The sequence below is a fragment of the Deinococcus gobiensis I-0 genome, assembly GCF_000252445.1.
GTDB classification, from domain to species: Bacteria; Deinococcota; Deinococci; order Deinococcales; family Deinococcaceae; genus Deinococcus; species Deinococcus gobiensis.
In genome coordinates this window covers 115001-133378 of the sequence record NC_017790.1, presented here as the reverse complement: position 1 = coordinate 133378, position 18378 = coordinate 115001, and the positions used below count along the sequence as shown (strand labels likewise).

Below are 18378 nucleotides of genomic sequence, written 5' to 3'. Positions count from 1 at the left end.
GGCGCACTCCGGAACCTGCTCAAAAGGGCAGGTCTTCTTCCTCGGGGGGGAAGTCGTCGAGACCTTGATCAATATCTAGGCCGCCCGAACGGTTCCCCTGGGTCGCCGCCCGGCTCGGCTGGCCGTAGCCGCCGCTCTGGGGGCGCGCCGCACTGCTCGCGGTCTGCGGGCGAGGTCCGGCGGGGGTGGCTGCGGCGTACCCGGAATTGGGCGTGCCCGCGCCTCGGGACAGGCTTTCGACTCGCGTCGCCTCTACTTTGGTGCTGTTGCGCTTGTTGCCGTCACGGTCGGTCCAGGCCTCATTCACGAGTCGGCCCTGCACAAGGACGGGATCGCCCTTCTTCAGGTCCTTCATGCGCTCCGCGAGGTCCCGCCACAGCGTAATGTCGATCCAGTGGGTCTTTTCCTGCTTCTGCCCCTGGCGGTCGTTCCAGGTCTCGTTCACGGCCAGGCCGAGTCCGAGCACCGCGTCGCCGGCGGGGGTATAGCGCAGTTCGGGGTCGCGCGTGACGTTCCCGATCATCACCACTTCGTTCATGCCGCTGCCCATGCGTACGCCGCCTCCAGCGTCCTGCACGAGTTCCGGGGCGTACCCCAGCTGCTCCATGCGCAGGGCCTTGACGCGCACCATGCTGCGTTTGCCGCCTTCAGGCGCTTCCCACTGGCTGTACTCCAGGCTGCCTTCGACCATCACGGCGTCGCCGCCTTTCAGGTTGCGTTCGGCCTGCCACTCGGCGGGTTTGCCGAGAATGCTGACCCGATGGTACCAGGGAAGCTTGCGCTCGCGTCCGTCGTTACCGACGATGTGGTCTTCTCCGGCGACCGTGGCTTCGAAAACCGCCGTGCCGCTGGGGGTGTACCGCAGTTCGGGATCGCGGGCGAGTGCGCCGATCAGATAGACGTGGTTCATGCCTCGGGCCATGACAGAGACTCCTTGCTTGCTGGCGAAAGTACTTGGTTGCTGCTTAGCTGGCGTTAGCCCTTGCGGGTCCATCAGATCATAACAAGCTGACCTAATTTATGTCAATAACGTAAATCAGGCCTTCTTGGTCTTCCACTCCGGGCGGTCCTTGACCACCAGGACGCGGCGGACGTTGTCGCGCAGGCGCAGGTTGCTCGCGATGTCCTTTTCAGGGTTGCCACTGCTCTTGATGGTGTACATCAGGTAGTAGCCCTCGCGGTCCTTGCCCACCTGGTAGGCCAGGCGGCGGTTGCCGAGGTCGTCGAGGTTGCTCACCTCGCCGCCGGCGTTGCGCACGGCGCCCTCGATGTAGTCCTTCTCGATTTGCACCTGCTCGGCGCTGATGTTCGGGTTCAGGATCAGGTTCAGGTCGTACTGGTTCATGATTCACCTCGCTTAGCGCCGCGGGCCACGCTTCCGTTCGGAAAGCAGGCGGCAGGCTCAGGCCTCGCCGGGGCAGCGCAATTGACGATCTTAGCAGAAGGCGGCCCCGGCTGCCAGAGGCAGCGGAAGGCAGGCGACCGCTCCGGGCACAGGGCTCCTGCCCCCTGCTCAGGCCTGATGCTCGGAAACCGGCCGGAGCTGGTTTTTCCAGTCGAAGGGCCAGGACACCTCGGCCGCGATCTGGCCGGGCTCGGGCTGGCCGTCCTGCGGGTAGTAGAACTCGCGGGGGTAGCTGGCCGGGTCCCCGTTGGCCTGGGCATAGGCGCGCGTCAGACGGCTGGCCTCGGCGGCGACCTGGGGATTGACCTGATCGGCACGCAGGGTCAGGTAGGCCTCGGTGCGTGCGGGGGCCACATACAGGTTCAGGTCGTGCGGGCGGTCCTGGCCTTCTTCCTCTCCGAACTGAAGCTCGCCGCTGTAGGGCACGCAGACCTCGACCGGCCCCCGGTTCCCGCCGCCGACGGGGCCGTGGTACACGACCATGCACGGCCCCACCACCCGCCCGCCGTGCGCGCGCACCAGGGCGGCGAGCGTGCCGGCAGCCTCGGCCACGAAGGCGGTCACGTCCTCCAGGTCCACGCGGCTGGCCACCGTGGCGAGCTGCTGGGGCGGCACCGTGCGGTGCGTCACGTCGGCGAGGACAGGCAGGGAAACGGCGTCGGACATGGGCCTGATGGTAACGGCTCGGGACCGGGTGGGCCGGCGGGCCAGCCGTCCAGACGACCCCGGCGGTCCCCCTTGACACCCGGGGGGCCGGAGCGCACACTGCACTCAACCGCAATGTAATCGTTTGCAGGTCTTTTGCTCCGTCCGGGAGCGGAAACTGTGTCTGTCACGCCTTCTGTTCAGGGAGATCGTTTGCATGACGCGTATTCAGGATGTCGCCCAACTCGCGCAGGTCTCGACCGCCACCGCCTCGCGGGCCCTGAGCCGCCCGCAGCAGGTGGCCGCCGAAACCCGCGAGCGGGTGCTGGAGGCCGCGCGGCAACTGGGTTACCAGCCCAACGTGCTGGCGCGCAGCCTGCGCCAGGGCGAGACGCGCACCCTGGGCCTGATCGTGGCCGATATCCTGAACCCCTTTCATGCGCTGCTCGCCAAGGGCGTGCAGGACACCGCCGAGCGCCACGGCTACAGCGCCTTCCTGTTCAACAGCGACGAGGACCCGCAAAAAGAGCGCCGGGCGCTCGAAACGCTGCGCGGCCAGCAGCCACAGGGCGTGCTGATCGTCCCGACCAGCGGGGCGGGGCGCAACCTTCAGACGTTGCCGGGGCTGCCGGTCGTGGAACTCGACCGCGTGTCGGGGCAGCCCAACCCGACCGTCACGGTGGACAACCTCGACGGCGCGATGGCCGCCACCCGGCACCTGACGGGCCTGGGCCACACCCGCATCGGCATGGTCGTGGGCCAGCAGGACATCACCACGGCGACCGAGCGCCACACCGGGTTCCGTCAGGCGCTGCGCGCGGCGGGCGTGCCCTACGACCCGGCCCTGGTGCGCCCCGGCCACCACCGCGAGGACGACGGCTACCGCGCGGCCCTGGACCTGCTCTCGCTGCCGGCCGCCGAGCGCCCCACCGCCCTGTTCGTGGGCAACAACGAAATGACGGTGGGCGCGGTCCTGGCCGCCCGCGAGCTGGGCCTGCGCATCCCCGAGGACCTGTCCATCGTGGGCTTCGACGACTCGCGCTGGGCGCAGACGATGTGGCCGCCGCTGACGGTCGTGTCGCAGCCCGCCTACGAACTGGGCGTGCTGGCCTGCGACCACCTCGTCGGGCTGCTCACGCGCCGGGGAGGCGTGCCCTCGGCGTCGCTGCCCCTGCCCGCGACCGGCCCGCCCGCCCCGGCCCCTGCGCGGCTGCAACTGCCCACGCAGCTCATCGTGCGCCGTTCGACCGCGCCGCCCCCGGCGACCATCCTCCCCGCGCCACCAGCGGCTGACCCCGCGTAAGCGACCGCCCCCGGCCCCCCGCCCCCCCACCCTTCAGGAGTCCCGCCATGCAAAAAAGCAAAGTGTTCGCCGTCAGCGCCGCCCTCGCCACCGTCGCCACCCTGGCCGTCACGACCGCGCACGCGGCGCTGGCCCAGGGCCAGCCGGTCATCGGGCTGATCACCAAGACCGACACCAACCCCTTCTTCGTGAAGATGAAGGAGGGCGCGCAGACCGAGGCCACCCGCCTGGGCGCCAAGCTGCTGACCGGCGCGGGCAAGGCCGACGGCGACAACGCCGGGCAGGTCACGGCCATCGAGAACATGGTGGCGGCCGGGGCCAAGACGATCCTGATCACGCCCAGCGACTCCAAGGCCATCGTGCCCGCCATCGCCAAGGCGCGCGCCGCCGGGGTCATGGTCATTGCGCTCGACAGCCCGACCGAACCCGCGAGCGCCGTGGACGGCCTGTTCGCCACCAACAACTACCAGGCGGGCGTGCTGATCGGGCAGTGGGCCAAGAAGGCGATGGGCGGCAAGAAGGCCGTCATCGCCACCATCGACCTGTTCCCGGGGCAGCCGGTGGGCATCGCGCGCCACAACGGCTTCCTGGCGGGCTACGGCATGAGCGGCGTGTCGGCCGGCACCGCCGGGCAGGTGAACGCGGGCGTGGCCTGCGCGCAGGACTCCTTCGGGGACCAGGCCAAGGGCCAGACCGCCATGGAAAACTGCCTCCAGAAGAACCCCGACATCAACCTCGTCTACACCATCAACGAACCGGCCGCCGCCGGGGCCTACCAGGCGCTGAAGGCCGCCGGCAAGGAAAAGAGCGTGCTGATCGTGTCGGTGGACGGCGGCTGCGCGGGCGTGCGCAACGTCGAGGCGGGCGTGATCGGCGCGACCAGCCAGCAGTACCCGCTGAAGATGGCCGCCATGGGCGTGGCGGCGGGCGTGAACTACGCCAAGACCGGCAAGAAGGTCAGCGGCTACACCGACACGGGCGTGAACCTCATCACCAACAAGCCCGAGAGCGGCGTGAAGAGCCAGAACGGCAAGTACGGCCTGGCCAACTGCTGGGGCAAGTAAAGCCCTGAACTGAGCCGCGTGGCCGACGGCAGACATGTCGCCGTCGGCCTTCTGCTTCTCCGGAGGACCACCTATGACCCAGACGCCCACGGCCACGCCTCCCGCGCGGCGCGGCCCCCAGTTGCCCAGCCTGACCACGCTGGGGCCACTGATCGCGCTGCTGCTGGCCTGCATCTTCTTCGCCACGCAGTCCGACCGTTTCCTGACCAGCCAGACGCTCGCGCTGGTCCTCAAGCAGATTTCCTACGTCGGCGTGCTCGCCATCGGCCAGACCCTGGTGATCCTGACCGCCGGCATCGACTTGAGCTGCGGCGTCATCATGGCGCTCGGCGGCATGGTCATCACCAAGCTGGCCGCCGAGCAGGGCCTGCCGCCCGTCCTCGCCGTCCTGGCCGGCCTGGCGATCACGACCGCGCTGGGGGCGGTCAACGGGCTGCTCATCTCGCGGCTGCGGCTGCCGCCCTTCATCGCCACGCTGGGCATGTACGGCATCGTGTTCGCGGCCACGCAGATCTACTCGAACGCGCAGACGGTCTCCAACCTGCCCCCGGCGCTGAACTTCCTCGGGTCGGGCTTCGCCCTCGGCAGCGCGACCTTTTCCTACGGCTCGGTGCTGATGCTGCTGCTGTTCGGGGTGGCGTGGTTCTTCCTGACCCAGACCGCGCCGGGCCGCCACGTCTATGCCCTGGGCAACAACCCCGAGGCCGCGCGCCTGACCGGCATCCTGACGACCCGCGTGCTCATCGGCGTGTATGCCACCGCGGGGCTGCTGTACGGCGTCGCGGCCCTGATCCTGGTGGGGCGCGTGGGCGCGGGCGACCCCAACGCGGGCCAGACGGAGAACCTGGAGAGCATCACGGCGGCCGTGCTGGGCGGCACCAGCCTCTTCGGCGGGCGCGGCAACGTGCTGGGCACCCTGCTGGGCGCGATGATCGTGGGCGTGTTCCGCGTGGGCCTGACCCTGGCGGGCGTGAACAGCGTCTATCAGGTGCTCGTGACCGGCATCCTGATCATTCTCGCGGTCGCCACCGACCAGCTCTCGCGGAGGAAGGCATGACCGCAGCCCCCCACCTGACGCCCGCGCCGACCGGCCCGGCCCGCCCCCTGGTCATGGAGGCGCGCGGTCTGGTCAAGCGCTACGGGCACGTGACGGCCATCAACGGCGCCGACTTCGAGCTGCGGCCCGGCGAGATCATGGCCGTGATCGGCGACAACGGCGCGGGCAAGAGCAGCCTCATCAAGGCGCTCTCGGGCGCGGTCGTGCCCGACGAGGGCCAGATCTTCCTCGACGGGCAGCCCATCTCGATCCGCAGCCCCATCGAGGCGCGCCGGCACGGCATCGAGACGGTCTATCAGGACCTCGCCGTCGCCCCGGCCATGACCATTGCCGAGAACCTGTTCCTGGGCCGCGAGATCCTCAAGCCGGGGCCGCTGGCGCGCACCTTCCGCATCCTGGACAAGAAACGGATGCTCGAAGAGGCCGTGCGCTACATGCAGGACCTGCAATTCGCCATCAAGAGCATGAGCCAGCCGGTCGAGACGCTCTCGGGCGGGCAGCGCCAGGGGGTCGCGGTGGCGCGCAGCGCGGCCTTCGCGCGGCACGTGGTCATCATGGACGAGCCGACGGCGGCGCTGGGCGTGCGCGAGAGCAACATGGTCCTCGACCTCATCCGCAAGGTGCGCGACAAGGGGCTGCCGGTCATCCTGATCTCGCACAACATGCCGCACGTCTTCGAGATCGCCGACCGCGTGCACGTGCACCGCATGGGCCGCCGGGCCGCGCTACTCGACCCCCGGCGCATCAGCATGGCCGACACGGTGTCGGTGATGACCGGGGCCATCAAGCCCGAAGAACTCAGCGCGGATGTCCTCGCGCACTAGGCGGGGATTCGGGGGGGCGGCCGGCGCGGGGGGTCCGGCCGCTCCCCTCGTGCTGGCGCTCGACCTGGGCACCGGCAGCGTCAAGGCCGGGCTGGTCGGCCCGGACGGCGGCCTCGCGGCGCAGGCGTCCCGGTCCTACCCGGTGCTGGCCCCCCGGCCCGGCTGGTCCGAGAGCGACCCGCGCGACTGGTGGACGGGCGTGGTGGCCGCGAGCCGCGAGGTGCTGGCCGGGGTGGACCCGGCGCGCGTGCGGGCGATCGGCCTGAGCGGGCAGATGCATGGCGTGGTTCTGGTAGACACGGAGGAGCAGGCCCTGGGGCGCGCGGTGCTGTGGTCGGACACCCGCTCGGCCGCCCACCTGGACCCCTTCCGCGCCGTGGACCCCGAGCGGCGACGCAATCCCCCGGTCGCGGGCTTTGCCGGGCCGACGCTGCTGTGGCTGCGTAACCACGAGCCGGAGCGCTACGCGGCCGCGCGCCGCGCGCTGCAACCCAAGGACTGGCTGCGCCTGCACCTGACTGGCGAGGCGGCGGGCGACCCCTCGGACGCCTCGGGCACGCTGCTCTACGACTTCGCGGCCGGCGACTGGAACGGCGAACTGGCCGAAACGCTGGGCCTGCGCCCCTCACTGCTGCCCCCGCTGCGGCCCTCGGGCCGTGCGGGCGGGCGGCTGCGCCCCGGCCCCGCCGCCGATCTGGGGCTGCCGGCCGGGCTGGAGGTCGCGGTGGGGGCCGCCGACACCGCCGCCGCGCTGCTCGGCTCGGGGCTACGGCCCGGCGAGGCGCAGCTCACGGTGGGAACCGGGGCGCAGGTCCTCGTGGCCTCGGCGACGCTGCCCCCGGCGCGGCCCGCGCTGAACGTGTTCCGGGACGCGCAGTCGGGCTTCTACACCCTGGCCGCCGTGCAGAACGCGGGCAACGTGCTGGAGTGGGTGCGGCGCACGCTGCGGCTCTCCTGGCCCGAGATGTACGCGGGGGCGCAGGAGGTCGGGCACACCCCCTCTCCCCTGTTCCTGCCCTACCTGAGCGGCGACCGCACCCCCCACCTCAACCCACATGCCCGCGCGGGCTGGCTGCGCCTGGACGCCTCGCACGACCACCGCCACCTCGCCCACGCGGCCTTCGAGGGGGTCGCCCTCTCGGTCGCGCAGGCGGCGGCCGCGCTGGAGCTGCCGGGCGACCTGCCGCTGCGGCTGGCGGGCGGCGGCAGCGTGGACCCCTGGTGGCGGCAACTGCTGGCCGACGCCCTGGGGCGCCCCCTGCACATCAGCGAGGCGAGCGGCGCGTCCCTGCTCGGCGCGGCGGCCCTGGCGTGGCAGGCCGTGGGCGAGCCGTGGGAGCCGGAGCGCCCGGATATCACGGGCGTAGTGCAGCCGCGATCGGGGCGCATCCCGGCAACGCGGCACGCCGAGTTCCGGGCGGCGTACGGGGCGGCGCGGGGCGGCGAGGACGTCCAGGGATAGACCCAGGCTCAGGCGACACCTGGGCGCCTTCCAGCACAAGAGGCGGCCGGGACATCCCGGCCGCCTCCTTCCGTGCGCTTTACAGCTCCAGCAGCATGCGCGCCGGGTCTTCGAGCAGGTTCTTGATCATCACGAGGAACTGCACCGCTTCCTTGCCGTCGATGATGCGGTGGTCGTAGCTCAGGGCGATGTACATCATCGGGGCGATCACGACCTGACCCTTCTGGGCGATGGGGCGCTCGATGATGTTGTGCATACCCAGGATGGCGCTCTGCGGCGCGTTGATGATGGGGGTGCTCATCATCGAGCCGAAGGTGCCGCCGTTGGTGATGCTGAACGTGCCGCCCGACATGTCGTCGAGGGTGAGCTTGCCGCTCTTGGCCTTCTGGGCGTAGCCGGCGATGCCCTTCTCGATGGCCGCGAGGCTGAGCTGCTCGGTGTCGCGCAGGATCGGCACGACCAGGCCTCGGTCACTGGCGACCGCGATGCCGATGTCGTAGTAGCCGTGGTAGATGACGTCCTTGCCGTCCACGCTCGCGTTGACCACCGGGAAGGCCTTGAGGGCCTCGGTCGCCGCGCGCACGAACAGGCTCATGAACCCGAGCTTGACGCCGTGCTTGGCCACGAACTGGTCCTGGTACTTCTTGCGCAGGTCCATCGCGGGCTGCATGTTCACCTCGTTGAAGGTGGTCAGCAGGGCGGCGGTGTTCTGCACGTCCTTGAGGCGCTCGGCGATGCGCTGGCGGATGCGCGTCATGGGCACACGCTCCTCGGGGCGGGGGCCCTGGGGCAGCGGCGCGGGCGCGGCGGCCTGCGGGGCCTGGGCGGCGGGGGCGGGCTGCATCCCGGCCGGCTTGGCGGCGTCCTGCGGGCCCTGGTAGGTCAGGCCACCCTGGGCCGCCACCACGGCGTCGGCCTTGGTGATGTTGCCCTTGGGGCCGGTCGCCGGAATCTGGGCGGGGTCGAGGTTCTGCTCGGCCACGATCTTGCGCACGGCGGGCGAGAGGTCGTCGCGGCGCGTCGCCTCGTTGCCGGCAGCCTGCGCCGGGGCCTCGCCCGAGACGGGGCCGGCGGCCGGGTCGGCGCTGACGGCGGCGGCAGGGGCCGGAGCCGGGGCGCTGCCCGCCTCGCCCACCGTGCCCAGCACTTCCTCGCTGAGCACCGTGTCGCCTTCCTGCTTGGCGATGCCCGTCAGGACGCCGTCTTGCTGGGCCGTGACTTCCAGCACGACCTTGTCGGTCTCGATTTCGGCCAGCACTTCGCCGCGCGTCACGGCTTCACCGGGCTTCTTGTGCCAGGTCAGGAGGGTGCCCTCACTGACCGACTCGGAAAAAACAGGAACCTTGATGTCCGCCATATCCCTCAGAGTCTACCCTTATGCGGGCTGTGACTGGCGCAGGAACGTTCCGCCCCGCCATGTACGCAACGCACCAAAAAGCGGGAGAGGCGGCCCGCGCAGGCCGCCTCTCCCGGACACGCGGTTTCAGGCCTGCGCGCTCGCCTCGGGCTTCAGTTCGACCTGGGCCTCGAAGTCGCCCTTGCCGACCTTCTCGCCCAGGGCGGCGGCGATGACGGCCGCCTGCTCGCGGGCGTGCACGCTGGCGTACCCGGCCGCCGTGCTCGCGCTGCGGGCGCGGCTGGCGTGCGTGAGGGTCTGGCCGTCGGCGAGGACCTTCTCCAGGTCTTCCCAGATCATCAGCCACGCGCCCTGGTTCTCGGGTTCTTCCTGCGCCCAGACGACCTGCGCGCCGGGGTGCTTGGCGAGCTCGGCGCTCAGGGCCTCGGCCGGGAAGGGGTAGAGCTGTTCCAGGCGCACGAGGGCCGTGCCCGCGTAGCCTTCCCGATCGGCGCCGCGCGCCTCGCTGAGTTCCCAGTGCAGCTTGCCGCTGCTCAGGACCACGCGGCGCGCGCCCTGCACTTCGGGGTCGCCGATGACCTCGTGGAAACGGCCCTCGGCCAGTTCGGCAAGCGGGCTCATGGCGAGCTTGTTGCGCAGCAGGCTCTTGGGCGTCATCACGATGAGGGGCTTGCGGTAGGGCCGCAGCACCTGCCGGCGCAGCAGGTGGAAGATCTGCGCGGCGCTGCTGGGCACCACGACCTGCATGTTCTTCTGGGCGCACAGCTGGAGGTAGCGCTCCAGGCGGGCGCTGGAGTGCTCGGGGCCGGCGCCCTCGTAGCCGTGCGGCAGCAGCAGCGTGAGGCCGCTGAGGCGCTGCCACTTGCTCTCGCCCGCCGAGATGAACTGGTCGATGACCGCCTGCGCGCCGTTGGCGAAGTCCCCGAACTGGCCTTCCCAGGCGATGAGCGCCTTGGGTTCCGAGGTCGAGTAGCCGTACTCGAAGGCCATGACCGCCTCTTCCGAAAGGGTCGAGTCCACGACTTCGGCGCGGCCCTGATCCGGCGACAGGTGCGCCAGCGCCATGTACTCCTCGTTCATGGGGTCCTGCGCGGTCTGGTCGTGCAGCACGGCGTGGCGGTGCACGAAGGTGCCGCGCCCCGAGTCCTGGCCGACCAGCCGCACGCCGTAACCCTCGTCGAGCAGCGAGGCGTAGGCCAGCATCTCGCCCATGCCCCAGTCCAGGGGCTGCTCGCCCCGGCTCATGGCGGCGCGCGGGGTCATGACGGTGCGCTCAATGGTGCGGTGCACCTTGAAGCCCTCAGGGACGCTGGCGAGCTTCTGGCCCAATTCGTTGAGCTTTTCCAGCGGCACGGCCGTCTCCACGCCGTCCTGCCAGTTGGCGGTGTAGCCCGACCAGTCGGCGGCGAGCTTGCTCTGTTCGAGGTTCTCGACCTCCTCGACGACCGTCTCGCCCCGGTCGAGCTGGTCACGGAAGCGGGTCACGAGTTCGGCCCCCTCGCCGGCCTTCAGCACGCCCGCCTGCTCCAGCTGCGCGGCGTACAGCGCGCGCGTGCCGGGGTGCGAGTCGATCTCGCGGTACATGATCGGCTGCGTCATGCGCGGCTCGTCGCCCTCGTTGTGGCCGTTGCGCCGGAAGCAGATCAGATCGACGAACACGTCCTTGCCGAACTCCTGGCGGTAGGCCAGCGCGAGGTCGCCGCAGAACGCCACGGCCTCGGGGTCGTCGCCGTTGACGTGCAGCACGGGCGCGTTGGCGATCTTGGCGACGTCGGTACAGTAGCGGCTGGAGCGGGTGTCGCGCGGGTCGGAGATGGTGAAGCCGACCTGGTTGTTGATCACGATGCGCACCGCGCCGCCGGTGGCGAAGCCGCGCAGGCGCGAGAGGTTGAGCGTCTCCATGACGACGCCCTGACCCGACACGGCCGCGTCGCCGTGCACGGTGATGGGCAGCACCTGCTTGCGCTCGGTGTCGCCCCGGCGGTCCTGGCGGGCGCGCACGCTGCCGTGGACGACCGGCGAGACGATCTCCAGATGGCTGGGGTTGAAGGCCAGCGCGAGGTGCATCGGCCCGCCGGGCGTGCGCACGTCGCTGGAGTAGCCCATGTGGTACTTCACGTCGCCGGCCACGTCGGGGTTGTCGCTCAGCTTCTTCTTGCCGTCGAACTCGTCGAACAGCACGCTGCTGGGCTTGCCGAAGATGTTGACCAGCGTGTTCAGGCGGCCACGGTGAGCCATCCCGATGACGACTTCCTTGACGCCCACGCGCCCGGCCTGCTGGATCAGGCGGTCGAGCAGCGGAATGAAGCTCTCGCCGCCCTCCAGCCCGAAGCGCTTGACCCCGGGGTACTTGTTCTTGAGGTACAGCTCCAGGCCCTCGGCGGCGTTGAGCTTGCTCATGAAGCGCCGGCGCTCGGCGTCGCCGTACTGGCCGCGCCCGCGCCCCGGCTCGATCTGGGCCTGGAACCACGCGCGCTCGCTGGCGGGCAGGTAGCTGAACTCGAAGCCGATGGAGCCGCAGTAGGTCTGCTGGAGCTGCCCGATCACGTCGCGCAGCGGCCCGCTGTAGCTGCTGTCCTGCACGGTCTCGCCCAGGTCGGCCTGCGAGAGCCCGTAGTACTCGGGCGTCAGCTCGGGGACCACCGGCAGCCCGCGCATCTTCAGCGGGTTGGTGTGGGCGCTGATGTGCCCGTACACGCGGTAGGCGGTGATCAGCGCGCCCGCCGCCTGCTGGGCGCCACTGACCCCCTGGGGCACGGGCAGCACGGCCCCGCCCCGGCGCTGGGTGCCCAGCTCATAGAACTTCTGCTGCACGGCCGCGTGTCCCCGGTCGGCCGCGCCGCCGCGCAGACCGTCGAAATACGCGCGCCACTCGGCGTCCACACTGGCCGGATCGGCGAGGTAGCTCTCGTAGAGGCCCTCGATGAAGGCCGCGTTCCCGCCCCACATCATCGTCTGCGACTGCGTCATAACGCCTCAGCATACGCCGCGCGGCCCTGTCGGAGGGTGGGATGGGCCGGGGGTACGCAGGGGGTGACGCCCCGCACCATGAACGCTATGCACGCAACAGACGAAACGCGCCCCCGCAGGTGCTTCCGGGGGCGCGGCGGCCGGGCATCCCGGCGGGGCGGGTTACTGGCTGGTGAGGGGGGTCGTCACATGCAGCGTGTACTGCTGCACGTCGGCGCTGCGCAGGCTGCGACGGTAGGTCGTGCTGCCCAGCGGCAGATAGACCTCGTGCTCGGCGCGGCTCCAGCCCTCGCGCAGCGACCACACCTGCGCCATGTCGGGCGAGGCGGTCTGAAAGCTCACGCGTAGGGCGGCGCTGGCGTAGGCCACACGGTCGTGGGTCATCAGGTCCAGGGCCTCGCCGCTGTCCTGTTTGCCGTCGCTGTTCTTGTCCTGCCACATGACCCAGTGCAGCAGCAGGGCCTTGACGCCATTGGGGCTCAGGCTCGCCGTCACGCCCTGGGGCACCAGGGTCTCGGCGGCCACGGCCCGCTCGGACGCGGCGCGCCACTGCACGGGGTTGGGCGCGGCGCTCGTCTGGCCCGCCGATACGGGCATCTGGTAGATGCTCTCGCCCGTGTCGGTCGTCAGGCTCAGGTAGGTGTTGGCGGGCGCGGCGGGAAACCGGACCTCGACCCCGGTCGGCAGCGGCGGCAGGCCGGGCAGGCTCTCGCCCGACGTGCCCTGCCCGCAGGCGCTCAGGCCCAGGGCCAGCAGGGCGGCGGCCGTCAACAGGCGCTTCACTGGCGGCCCCCGGCGAGGCCCTGGCTCCGGAAGGGGTCACGCGGCTCGCGCAGCTTGAGGGCGACGGCCTGATTTTCCTTGGCGACACTGTTCATGGTCACGAGGTACTCCTGCGGGGTCGCGCTGGGGTTCAGCACTTCGCGGCGCACCAGCGACCAGCCGGCCGTACGGGTACCGGTTTCGGTGCTGCGCGTACCGTCGCCGTTCACGTTCACGAAGCTGTATTTGAAGGCCTCGCTGGCGAACCCGTAGAGGTCGTTGGAGGTGTACTTGAGGTTGTCCAGGGTAGGCATGGTCCCGTACCCGCTCGCCGTGTAGGCCAGGAACCCGACGTTGCAGGTCAGCACGGTGTTGGGGGTGACGCTCACGCTCTGCTTGCCCGAGGCCTCGCCGGTCAGGAAGGGCGTCGTGCATTTGGCGCTGTTGCGGGCCTGCCGCAGGGCGTAGCCCGACAGATACAGCGGCACGTCCCCCCCCGAGGTGCCGGAGCCGGCCGGCGTGCTCGTGATCAGGACCGGCTGGCCCACCGTGCCGTTCGCCTCCAGCGGGTAGTACAGGGCCGCGATCCACAGGTTGCTGCGGTCGACTCCCTCGGGCAGCGAGAAGCGCAGGGCCACGCTCTCGTCGGCGGGCGGTGGCGGGCCGGGGCAGGCGGTGAGCAGCCCGGTCAGGGCCACGCAGGCCCCCAGCAGGGGCCAAGAAACGGCTCGTGTCTTCATGTCGCTCTCAGGTTAAGCGGAGGAAGAGACCTCCGGGACCGCAAATGCGGCAACCCGCCTGTGGGGCTGCCCCGGCGCCTGGCCGCCCCACAGCAGCGCCGCAAACGCCGCCACCCCCACCCCGGCCAGCAGCAGCCCGGCATGCCCCGGCACCAGGAACACCAGCGGCAGGGCGGCGGCCAGCAGCGTGGGGGGCCACCAGCCGCCCCCTAAGGCGCGCAGGGCCAGTCCGGCCCCGACGGCGGCGCCCAGCGGCGCGGCCAGCAGGGCGGGCAGGTAGCTCAGGAGTGCGCCGCCCAGCACCGCGCCCAGCGTCAGGCCCAGCAGGGCCAGGGCCGCCGCCGCCGGCATCAGCCGCAGACCCCGCATCCGGCCCCACAGCAGGGCGAACACGGCCGCCAGCAACAGCGCGGCGGGCGCGAAGGCATAGAGTTTGGCGGCCGTCTCGCGCCCGCTGCCCACCGGGAAGGTCAGGGCCACGTCCTGCGCGGTGATCACGTTCTTCAGCTCCCAGGCCAGGGTCGTGCCCCCCAGGGTGCGGGCCGTGCGGGTGGGGGGCAGGCTGTAGCGCAGGAACCGGGGCGCACCGTTGGTCTGCACCGTGAGCGAGAAGTCGCGCAGGCTCTCGCGGCGGCTGCCCAGCACGTAGCTCCAGCCGCGCGCGCCCTGGTGGCGGTAGTGGACCTCTACCCGCACGCGCTGCCCGGCGGCCAGGCGGCCCTCCCAGAAGCCGCGCAGGGCGTCCGAAGCGGGCAGTTCCCGGCCGTCCACGCTCACGGCGAAATCCGACAGGGTGCCGCTGCCCTGCGGCAACGGAAAGCTGAAGCGGGCCGTCACCGGCCGGTCCAGCGGATTGGCGAAGGCGTACTGCGCGGCGAAATTCGCCTGATAGTAGGGTCGGCGGGCCCCCCACAGCGGCGACACGAAGTTCAGGGAAGCCCGCAGACGTGATCCATCCAGCCGGATGGGTTCCTCGGCGCGCTGGGTGACTTCACGGGTCAGGACCGCGCCTGCCGCCGTCCGGCGCACCCGCTCGGCCAGCCGGGTCACGTTTCCGCCGGGGTCGCCCAGGTACGGCGCGAGCACGTCCAGGCCTCCGTTCAGGCCACCCGCGTCCAGCCGCCGCAACAGGTCGGGGGGCAGCGTCAGCGAGCGCGTGTAGGTCCGCTCGGTGAGGTAGGTCACGCGCGGGGCCTGCTGGGTGGTGGGGGCGGCGTCGGCGTCGGCTCCGCGCCCCTGCACGGCATTCTCGGCGGCGGCCAGACGGCCCTGCACCACCCGGCCCAGCGGGCCGTACACCCAGAGGGCCGCGCCCAGCAGCGCCAGCACCCCCGCCCAGGCCAGCGGCCGCGACAGCGCGGGCACCAGCCGACGCCCCCAGCGCCGCGCCGCCGCCGGATTCAGCACCCGCCACAGCCGCGCCGCCAGACCCAGCACCAGGGCCAGCACCAGCAGGGGCCACAGCCGCCCGGCGCCCTGTCCGAGGGCACTCCACAGCGTTTCCAGTGTCGCCTGAACCATAGGTCTCCTCCGGAAGACCCTCCGACGGCCCCCCTGTTCACATGATGTGTATGGCACTCACAGTACTCAGCGGCGGAAGGTCGCCACATCCTCCTTTGTGTGGAGGGCAGGCCGATTTCGCCCCGAATCGCCAGAATCCGTTCATATCCGCCGGGTCAGTCGCCGCGCGACCCTATGCTGGCCTGACATGTGCCGCTTCCGCCCTGTCCCGCCCCGCCGCTTCCGGGTCCAGCCCCGGCTCCGGCTCCGGCCTCAGGGACGGCGATGACCGGTATGCGCCGCGCGGTCCCCTCTCCGGCGGCCCACCCCGAAGGGCGTCCGGTGCCGCTGGCGCTGATCCAGGGCGCACTGTTCCTGGGGCTGAGCACCGCCTTCTGGCTGGCCCTGCGGGGGCTGGGCGAGGCGCCCTCCCAGGCGGCCGAATCCCTGAAGCTCTGGCTGCTCGCGGGCCTGCTGGGCCTGGGACTGGACGCCGGGCGACCGGGGCGGCGCCTGCTGGCCCAGGACCGCACGCTGTGGCGCTGGCCGCTGGCCTCGGGGGTCGTCGCGCTGCTGCTGTTCGCCGTCATCGGCAGCCAGGGCGCGCGGCCGGCGCTGCTGGCCCTGCCGCTGTGCGCCGTCTGGTGGGGTGCGGGCCTGGCGATCCGGCGCTGGCACCGCCGCTGGCGGCCCTGGCGGGTGGGCGTGCTGGGAGCCGGAACCGGGCCGGCCCGGCTGCCGGACGACCTGCTGGCTTTCGGGGGCCTGCGCTACGTGCCCGTCGATCCCCAGGAGGAATGGTCGCCCGCGCAGCTCGACGCCCTGCTGCTGCGGCCCGGCGACCGGCTCACCGAGGACCGCCAGCGCCTCATCGCCCACGCCCAGGTGACGGCGGTGCCGCTGTGGCCCAAGACCCAGCTCGACGAGGAGATCAGCGGCAAGGTCGCCGTCCACCTCATCCAGAGCGAATGGCTCGACCGGACGCACTTCCGTTCGCCCTACAGCGGGATCAAACGCGTTTTCGACGTGGCCGCGACCCTGCTGGCCCTGCCGGTGCTGCTGCCGCTGGCGGCGGGGGTGGCCGTGACGGTGCTGCTCAACAGTGGCCGGCCGGTGCTGTTCTGGCAGGAACGGGTGGGCCAGGGCGGGCGGCCCTTCCGCATCGTGAAGTTCCGGACGATGAGCCGCGACTCCGAGCGCAGCGGTCCCGCCTTCGCGCAGCGCGCCGACCTGCGCGTGACCCCCACCGGGGCCTTCCTGCGCAAGTTCCGGCTCGACGAGCTGCCGCAGTTCTGGAACGTGCTGCGCGGCGAGATGAGCATCATCGGCCCCCGCCCCGAGCAGTCGGCCTTCGCCGCCGACTTCGAGGAGAGCATCCCGCTCTACGCCTCGCGCCACTGGGTCCGGCCCGGGATCACCGGCTGGGCACAGGTCAACCAGGGCTACACCGACAACCTGGGCCAGACGATGGAGAAGCTGCGCTACGACTTCTACTACATCAAGCACCTGTCGCTGCGGCTGGATCTCCTCATCGTCTGGAAGACCCTCCAGACCATTCTGGGCGGGTTCGGGGCGCGCTGAACGGGAATCCCGACCGCGAGCGCGCCGCGCCGCGTACACTGCCGGGCATGACCGCCCAGGCCTCCGCGACGCGCGACGTGCTGCTCACCTGCCCTCTCGACTGCCCCGACGCCTGCCGCCTGAAGGTCACCGTGGCGCGCGGCGAGGACGGCCGCGAGCGCGCCGTGAAGCTCACCGGAGACGCCGCGCATCCCTACACCCGGGGCTTCGCCTGCGCCAAGACCGTGCACTACCCCGCCCGCCAGAACCATCCCGACCGGCCCCTGTATCCGCTGCGCCGCGTGAACGCCAAGACGGACGCCGAGCCGGTCTTTGAGCGCGTCACCTGGGACGAGGCCCTGGACGACATCGCCGCGCGGCTGCGCACGCTGCTGGACACGCGCGGCCCCCGGAGCGTCCTACGCTACAACTACGCCGGCACGATGGGCCTGATGGAAGGCACCCACGCCCACGCCCTGTGGCGCGCGCTGGGCACCCCCGAACTCGACGAGACGATCTGCGCGACCGCCGGCACGGCGGCCTGGAGCCTGGGCTACGGCACCCGCCTCGCGGTGGACCCGCTCGACGTGCCGCACGCCCGCCTCATCGTGCTGTGGGGCATCAACTCGCTCTCGACCCACAGCCACCTCACGCCGCAGATCACGGCGGCGCGCAAGGCGGGCGCGCGGGTCATCTGCGTGGATCCCTACCGTAACCGCACGGCCGCCTACGCCGACGAGCACCTCAAGATCCGCCCCGGCACCGACGCCGCGCTGGCCCTGGGCGTGATGCACGAACTGTTCGCCCACGGCTGGACCGACGAGGCCTATCTCGCCGAGGCGACCCTGGGCGCGGACGACCTGCGTGCCGAGGCCGCCGCCTGGCCGCCCGAGCGCGTGGCCGAGGTGACGGGCCTGGGGACCGACGAGGTGCGCGCCTTCGCCCGCGCCATCGGCACGACGCGCCCCACCTATATCCGGGTGGGCTACGGCATGACCCGCCACGAGTCCGGCGGCACCAACCTGCGCGCCGTGACGCTGATTCCGGCCCTGACCGGCGACTGGCGGCACCGGGGCGGCGGCTGCGTCCTGAGCACCAGCGGGGCGTTCAAGCTCAAGCGGGCGCGGCTGGGCGGCGCCCATCTGGTGCGGCCCGGCACCCCCCACGTCAACATGAACGAGCTGGCCGGCGCCCTGCGTCCGGAGGCGGGCCTGGGGGCCCTGATGGTCTACAACACCAACCCGGCGGTCGTGGCCCCCGACGCCTCACGGGTACGCGAGGGGCTGCAACGCGACGACCTGCTCGTGGTGGTCCTCGAACAGGCCATGACCGAGACGGCGCGGCTGGCCGACTACGTGCTGCCCGCGACCACCTTCATGGAACACGCCGACCTCTACACGAGCTACGGCCACCACTGGCTGAACTACAACCCGGCGGCGCTGGAGGCCCCCGGTGAGGCGAGGCCCAATTCCTGGGTCTTCGCGCAGCTTGCCCGCCGTCTGGGCGTCACCGAGCCGTCGGTGTACTGGACGGTGGACGAGCTGATGGCCGAGCTGCTCGACACGAACCATCCCTTTCTGGAGGGCGTCACCCACGAGCGGCTGAAGGCCGAGGGCAGCGTGCGCCTGAACGTCCCCGAGGGCTTCCTGCCCTACGCCCACGGCGCCGAAACGCCCAGCGGCCGCGTGCAGCTCTCGCCGGCGCCGCAGTACCGCCCCCCCCTGGCCGA

General features: G+C 71.4%; 15 protein-coding genes (1 of these 15 running past the window's edge). 7 read left to right on the top strand and 8 right to left on the bottom strand.

The genetic code is table 11. The annotated features are described in order from the left end of the window. Positions 1–19: 19 nt before the first annotated feature. From ssb to DGO_RS00645, 3 genes are all read right to left on the bottom strand, one after another. Entirely contained in the window at positions 20–922 is a 903-nt protein-coding gene (ssb, locus tag DGO_RS00655; protein ID WP_014683536.1) for a single-stranded DNA-binding protein, read from the bottom strand. A 114-nt stretch (positions 923–1036) separates the two neighbouring features. Next, positions 1037–1345 (bottom strand): 30S ribosomal protein S6, encoded by a 309-nt coding sequence (gene rpsF, locus DGO_RS00650; protein WP_014683535.1) that lies wholly within the window; start codon positions 1343–1345, stop codon positions 1037–1039. Positions 1346–1513: 168 nt separating this feature from the next. Continuing rightward, on the bottom strand, positions 1514–2071 hold the full coding sequence (locus tag DGO_RS00645) for a GyrI-like domain-containing protein (protein ID WP_014683534.1): 558 nt from the start codon (positions 2069–2071) through the stop codon (positions 1514–1516). A 196-nt stretch (positions 2072–2267) separates the two neighbouring features. On the opposite strand from DGO_RS00645, the gene DGO_RS00640 reads away from it, so the two are divergent. The 5 genes from DGO_RS00640 (at position 2268) to DGO_RS00620 (ending at position 7760) form a co-directional block, all read left to right on the top strand. After that, positions 2268–3353, top strand: coding sequence for a LacI family DNA-binding transcriptional regulator (locus tag DGO_RS00640; RefSeq protein WP_014683533.1), 1086 nt, complete (start codon positions 2268–2270; stop codon positions 3351–3353). A 47-nt stretch (positions 3354–3400) separates the two neighbouring features. Further along, a complete protein-coding gene (locus DGO_RS00635) occupies positions 3401–4417 on the top strand; it encodes a sugar ABC transporter substrate-binding protein (RefSeq protein WP_014683532.1) in 1017 nt (338 codons plus the stop codon). 73 nt (positions 4418–4490) lie between these two features. Then, complete coding sequence (locus tag DGO_RS00630) at positions 4491–5474, top strand: ABC transporter permease (protein ID WP_014683531.1); 984 nt, start codon at positions 4491–4493, stop codon at positions 5472–5474. Next, positions 5471–6298 carry an ATP-binding cassette domain-containing protein gene (locus DGO_RS00625; RefSeq protein ID WP_014683530.1) on the top strand — a complete coding sequence of 276 codons (828 nt, stop codon included), beginning with the start codon at positions 5471–5473 and terminating at the stop codon, positions 6296–6298. Before DGO_RS00630 ends, DGO_RS00625 begins: the two co-directional genes overlap by 4 nt. 49 nt (positions 6299–6347) lie before the next feature. Then, complete coding sequence (locus DGO_RS00620) at positions 6348–7760, top strand: xylulokinase (RefSeq protein ID WP_043800411.1); 1413 nt, start codon at positions 6348–6350, stop codon at positions 7758–7760. 79 nt (positions 7761–7839) lie between these two features. Here DGO_RS00620 and odhB read toward each other — a convergent pair whose 3' ends face one another. The 5 genes from odhB to DGO_RS00595 all read right to left on the bottom strand — a co-directional run bounded on the left by odhB (position 7840) and on the right by DGO_RS00595 (position 15110). Next, on the bottom strand, positions 7840–9117 hold the full coding sequence (odhB, locus tag DGO_RS00615) for a 2-oxoglutarate dehydrogenase complex dihydrolipoyllysine-residue succinyltransferase (protein ID WP_014683528.1): 1278 nt from the start codon (positions 9115–9117) through the stop codon (positions 7840–7842). Positions 9118–9243: 126 nt separating this feature from the next. Continuing rightward, positions 9244–12087, bottom strand: a complete 2844-nt coding sequence (locus DGO_RS00610) for a 2-oxoglutarate dehydrogenase E1 component (protein ID WP_014683527.1) — start codon at positions 12085–12087, stop codon at positions 9244–9246. 162 nt (positions 12088–12249) lie between these two features. Further along, a complete protein-coding gene (locus DGO_RS00605) occupies positions 12250–12870 on the bottom strand; it encodes a hypothetical protein (RefSeq protein WP_043800406.1) in 621 nt (206 codons plus the stop codon). After that, positions 12867–13589: a hypothetical protein gene (locus DGO_RS00600; protein WP_043800403.1), complete on the bottom strand. Its 723-nt coding sequence runs from the start codon at positions 13587–13589 to the stop codon at positions 12867–12869. The genes DGO_RS00605 and DGO_RS00600 overlap by 4 nt, the downstream gene beginning before the upstream one ends. A 12-nt stretch (positions 13590–13601) precedes the next feature. Further along, positions 13602–15110, bottom strand: coding sequence for a hypothetical protein (locus DGO_RS00595; RefSeq protein WP_014683524.1), 1509 nt, complete (start codon positions 15108–15110; stop codon positions 13602–13604). 264 nt (positions 15111–15374) lie between these two features. Between DGO_RS00595 and DGO_RS23110 the strand changes: the two genes are divergently transcribed. Both DGO_RS23110 and DGO_RS00585 read left to right on the top strand, forming a co-directional pair. Next, positions 15375–16670 carry a sugar transferase gene (locus DGO_RS23110; RefSeq protein ID WP_145975213.1) on the top strand — a complete coding sequence of 432 codons (1296 nt, stop codon included), beginning with the start codon at positions 15375–15377 and terminating at the stop codon, positions 16668–16670. 47 nt (positions 16671–16717) lie between these two features. Further along, positions 16718–18378 carry the 5' portion of a molybdopterin oxidoreductase family protein gene (locus DGO_RS00585; RefSeq protein WP_043800400.1) on the top strand. The gene runs 436 nt beyond the window's last position, so only the first 1661 of its 2097 coding nucleotides appear in the window; it begins with the start codon at positions 16718–16720; its stop codon lies off the right edge, out of view.

What these genes read in the sequence shown, in the direction of transcription:
- ssb (WP_014683536.1), bottom strand. Translation starts at nt 922, where the DNA reads ATGGCCCGAGGCATGAACCACGTCTATCTGATCGGCGCACTCGCCCGC.
- rpsF (WP_014683535.1), bottom strand. Translation starts at nt 1,345, where the DNA reads ATGAACCAGTACGACCTGAACCTGATCCTGAACCCGAACATCAGCGCC.
- DGO_RS00645 (WP_014683534.1), bottom strand. Translation starts at nt 2,071, where the DNA reads ATGTCCGACGCCGTTTCCCTGCCTGTCCTCGCCGACGTGACGCACCGC.
- DGO_RS00640 (WP_014683533.1), top strand. Translation starts at nt 2,268, where the DNA reads ATGACGCGTATTCAGGATGTCGCCCAACTCGCGCAGGTCTCGACCGCC.
- DGO_RS00635 (WP_014683532.1), top strand. Translation starts at nt 3,401, where the DNA reads ATGCAAAAAAGCAAAGTGTTCGCCGTCAGCGCCGCCCTCGCCACCGTC.
- DGO_RS00630 (WP_014683531.1), top strand. Translation starts at nt 4,491, where the DNA reads ATGACCCAGACGCCCACGGCCACGCCTCCCGCGCGGCGCGGCCCCCAG.
- DGO_RS00625 (WP_014683530.1), top strand. Translation starts at nt 5,471, where the DNA reads ATGACCGCAGCCCCCCACCTGACGCCCGCGCCGACCGGCCCGGCCCGC.
- odhB (WP_014683528.1), bottom strand. Translation starts at nt 9,117, where the DNA reads ATGGCGGACATCAAGGTTCCTGTTTTTTCCGAGTCGGTCAGTGAGGGC.
- DGO_RS00610 (WP_014683527.1), bottom strand. Translation starts at nt 12,087, where the DNA reads ATGACGCAGTCGCAGACGATGATGTGGGGCGGGAACGCGGCCTTCATC.
- DGO_RS00600 (WP_043800403.1), bottom strand. Translation starts at nt 13,589, where the DNA reads ATGAAGACACGAGCCGTTTCTTGGCCCCTGCTGGGGGCCTGCGTGGCC.
- DGO_RS00595 (WP_014683524.1), bottom strand. Translation starts at nt 15,110, where the DNA reads ATGGTTCAGGCGACACTGGAAACGCTGTGGAGTGCCCTCGGACAGGGC.
- DGO_RS23110 (WP_145975213.1), top strand. Translation starts at nt 15,375, where the DNA reads ATGACCGGTATGCGCCGCGCGGTCCCCTCTCCGGCGGCCCACCCCGAA.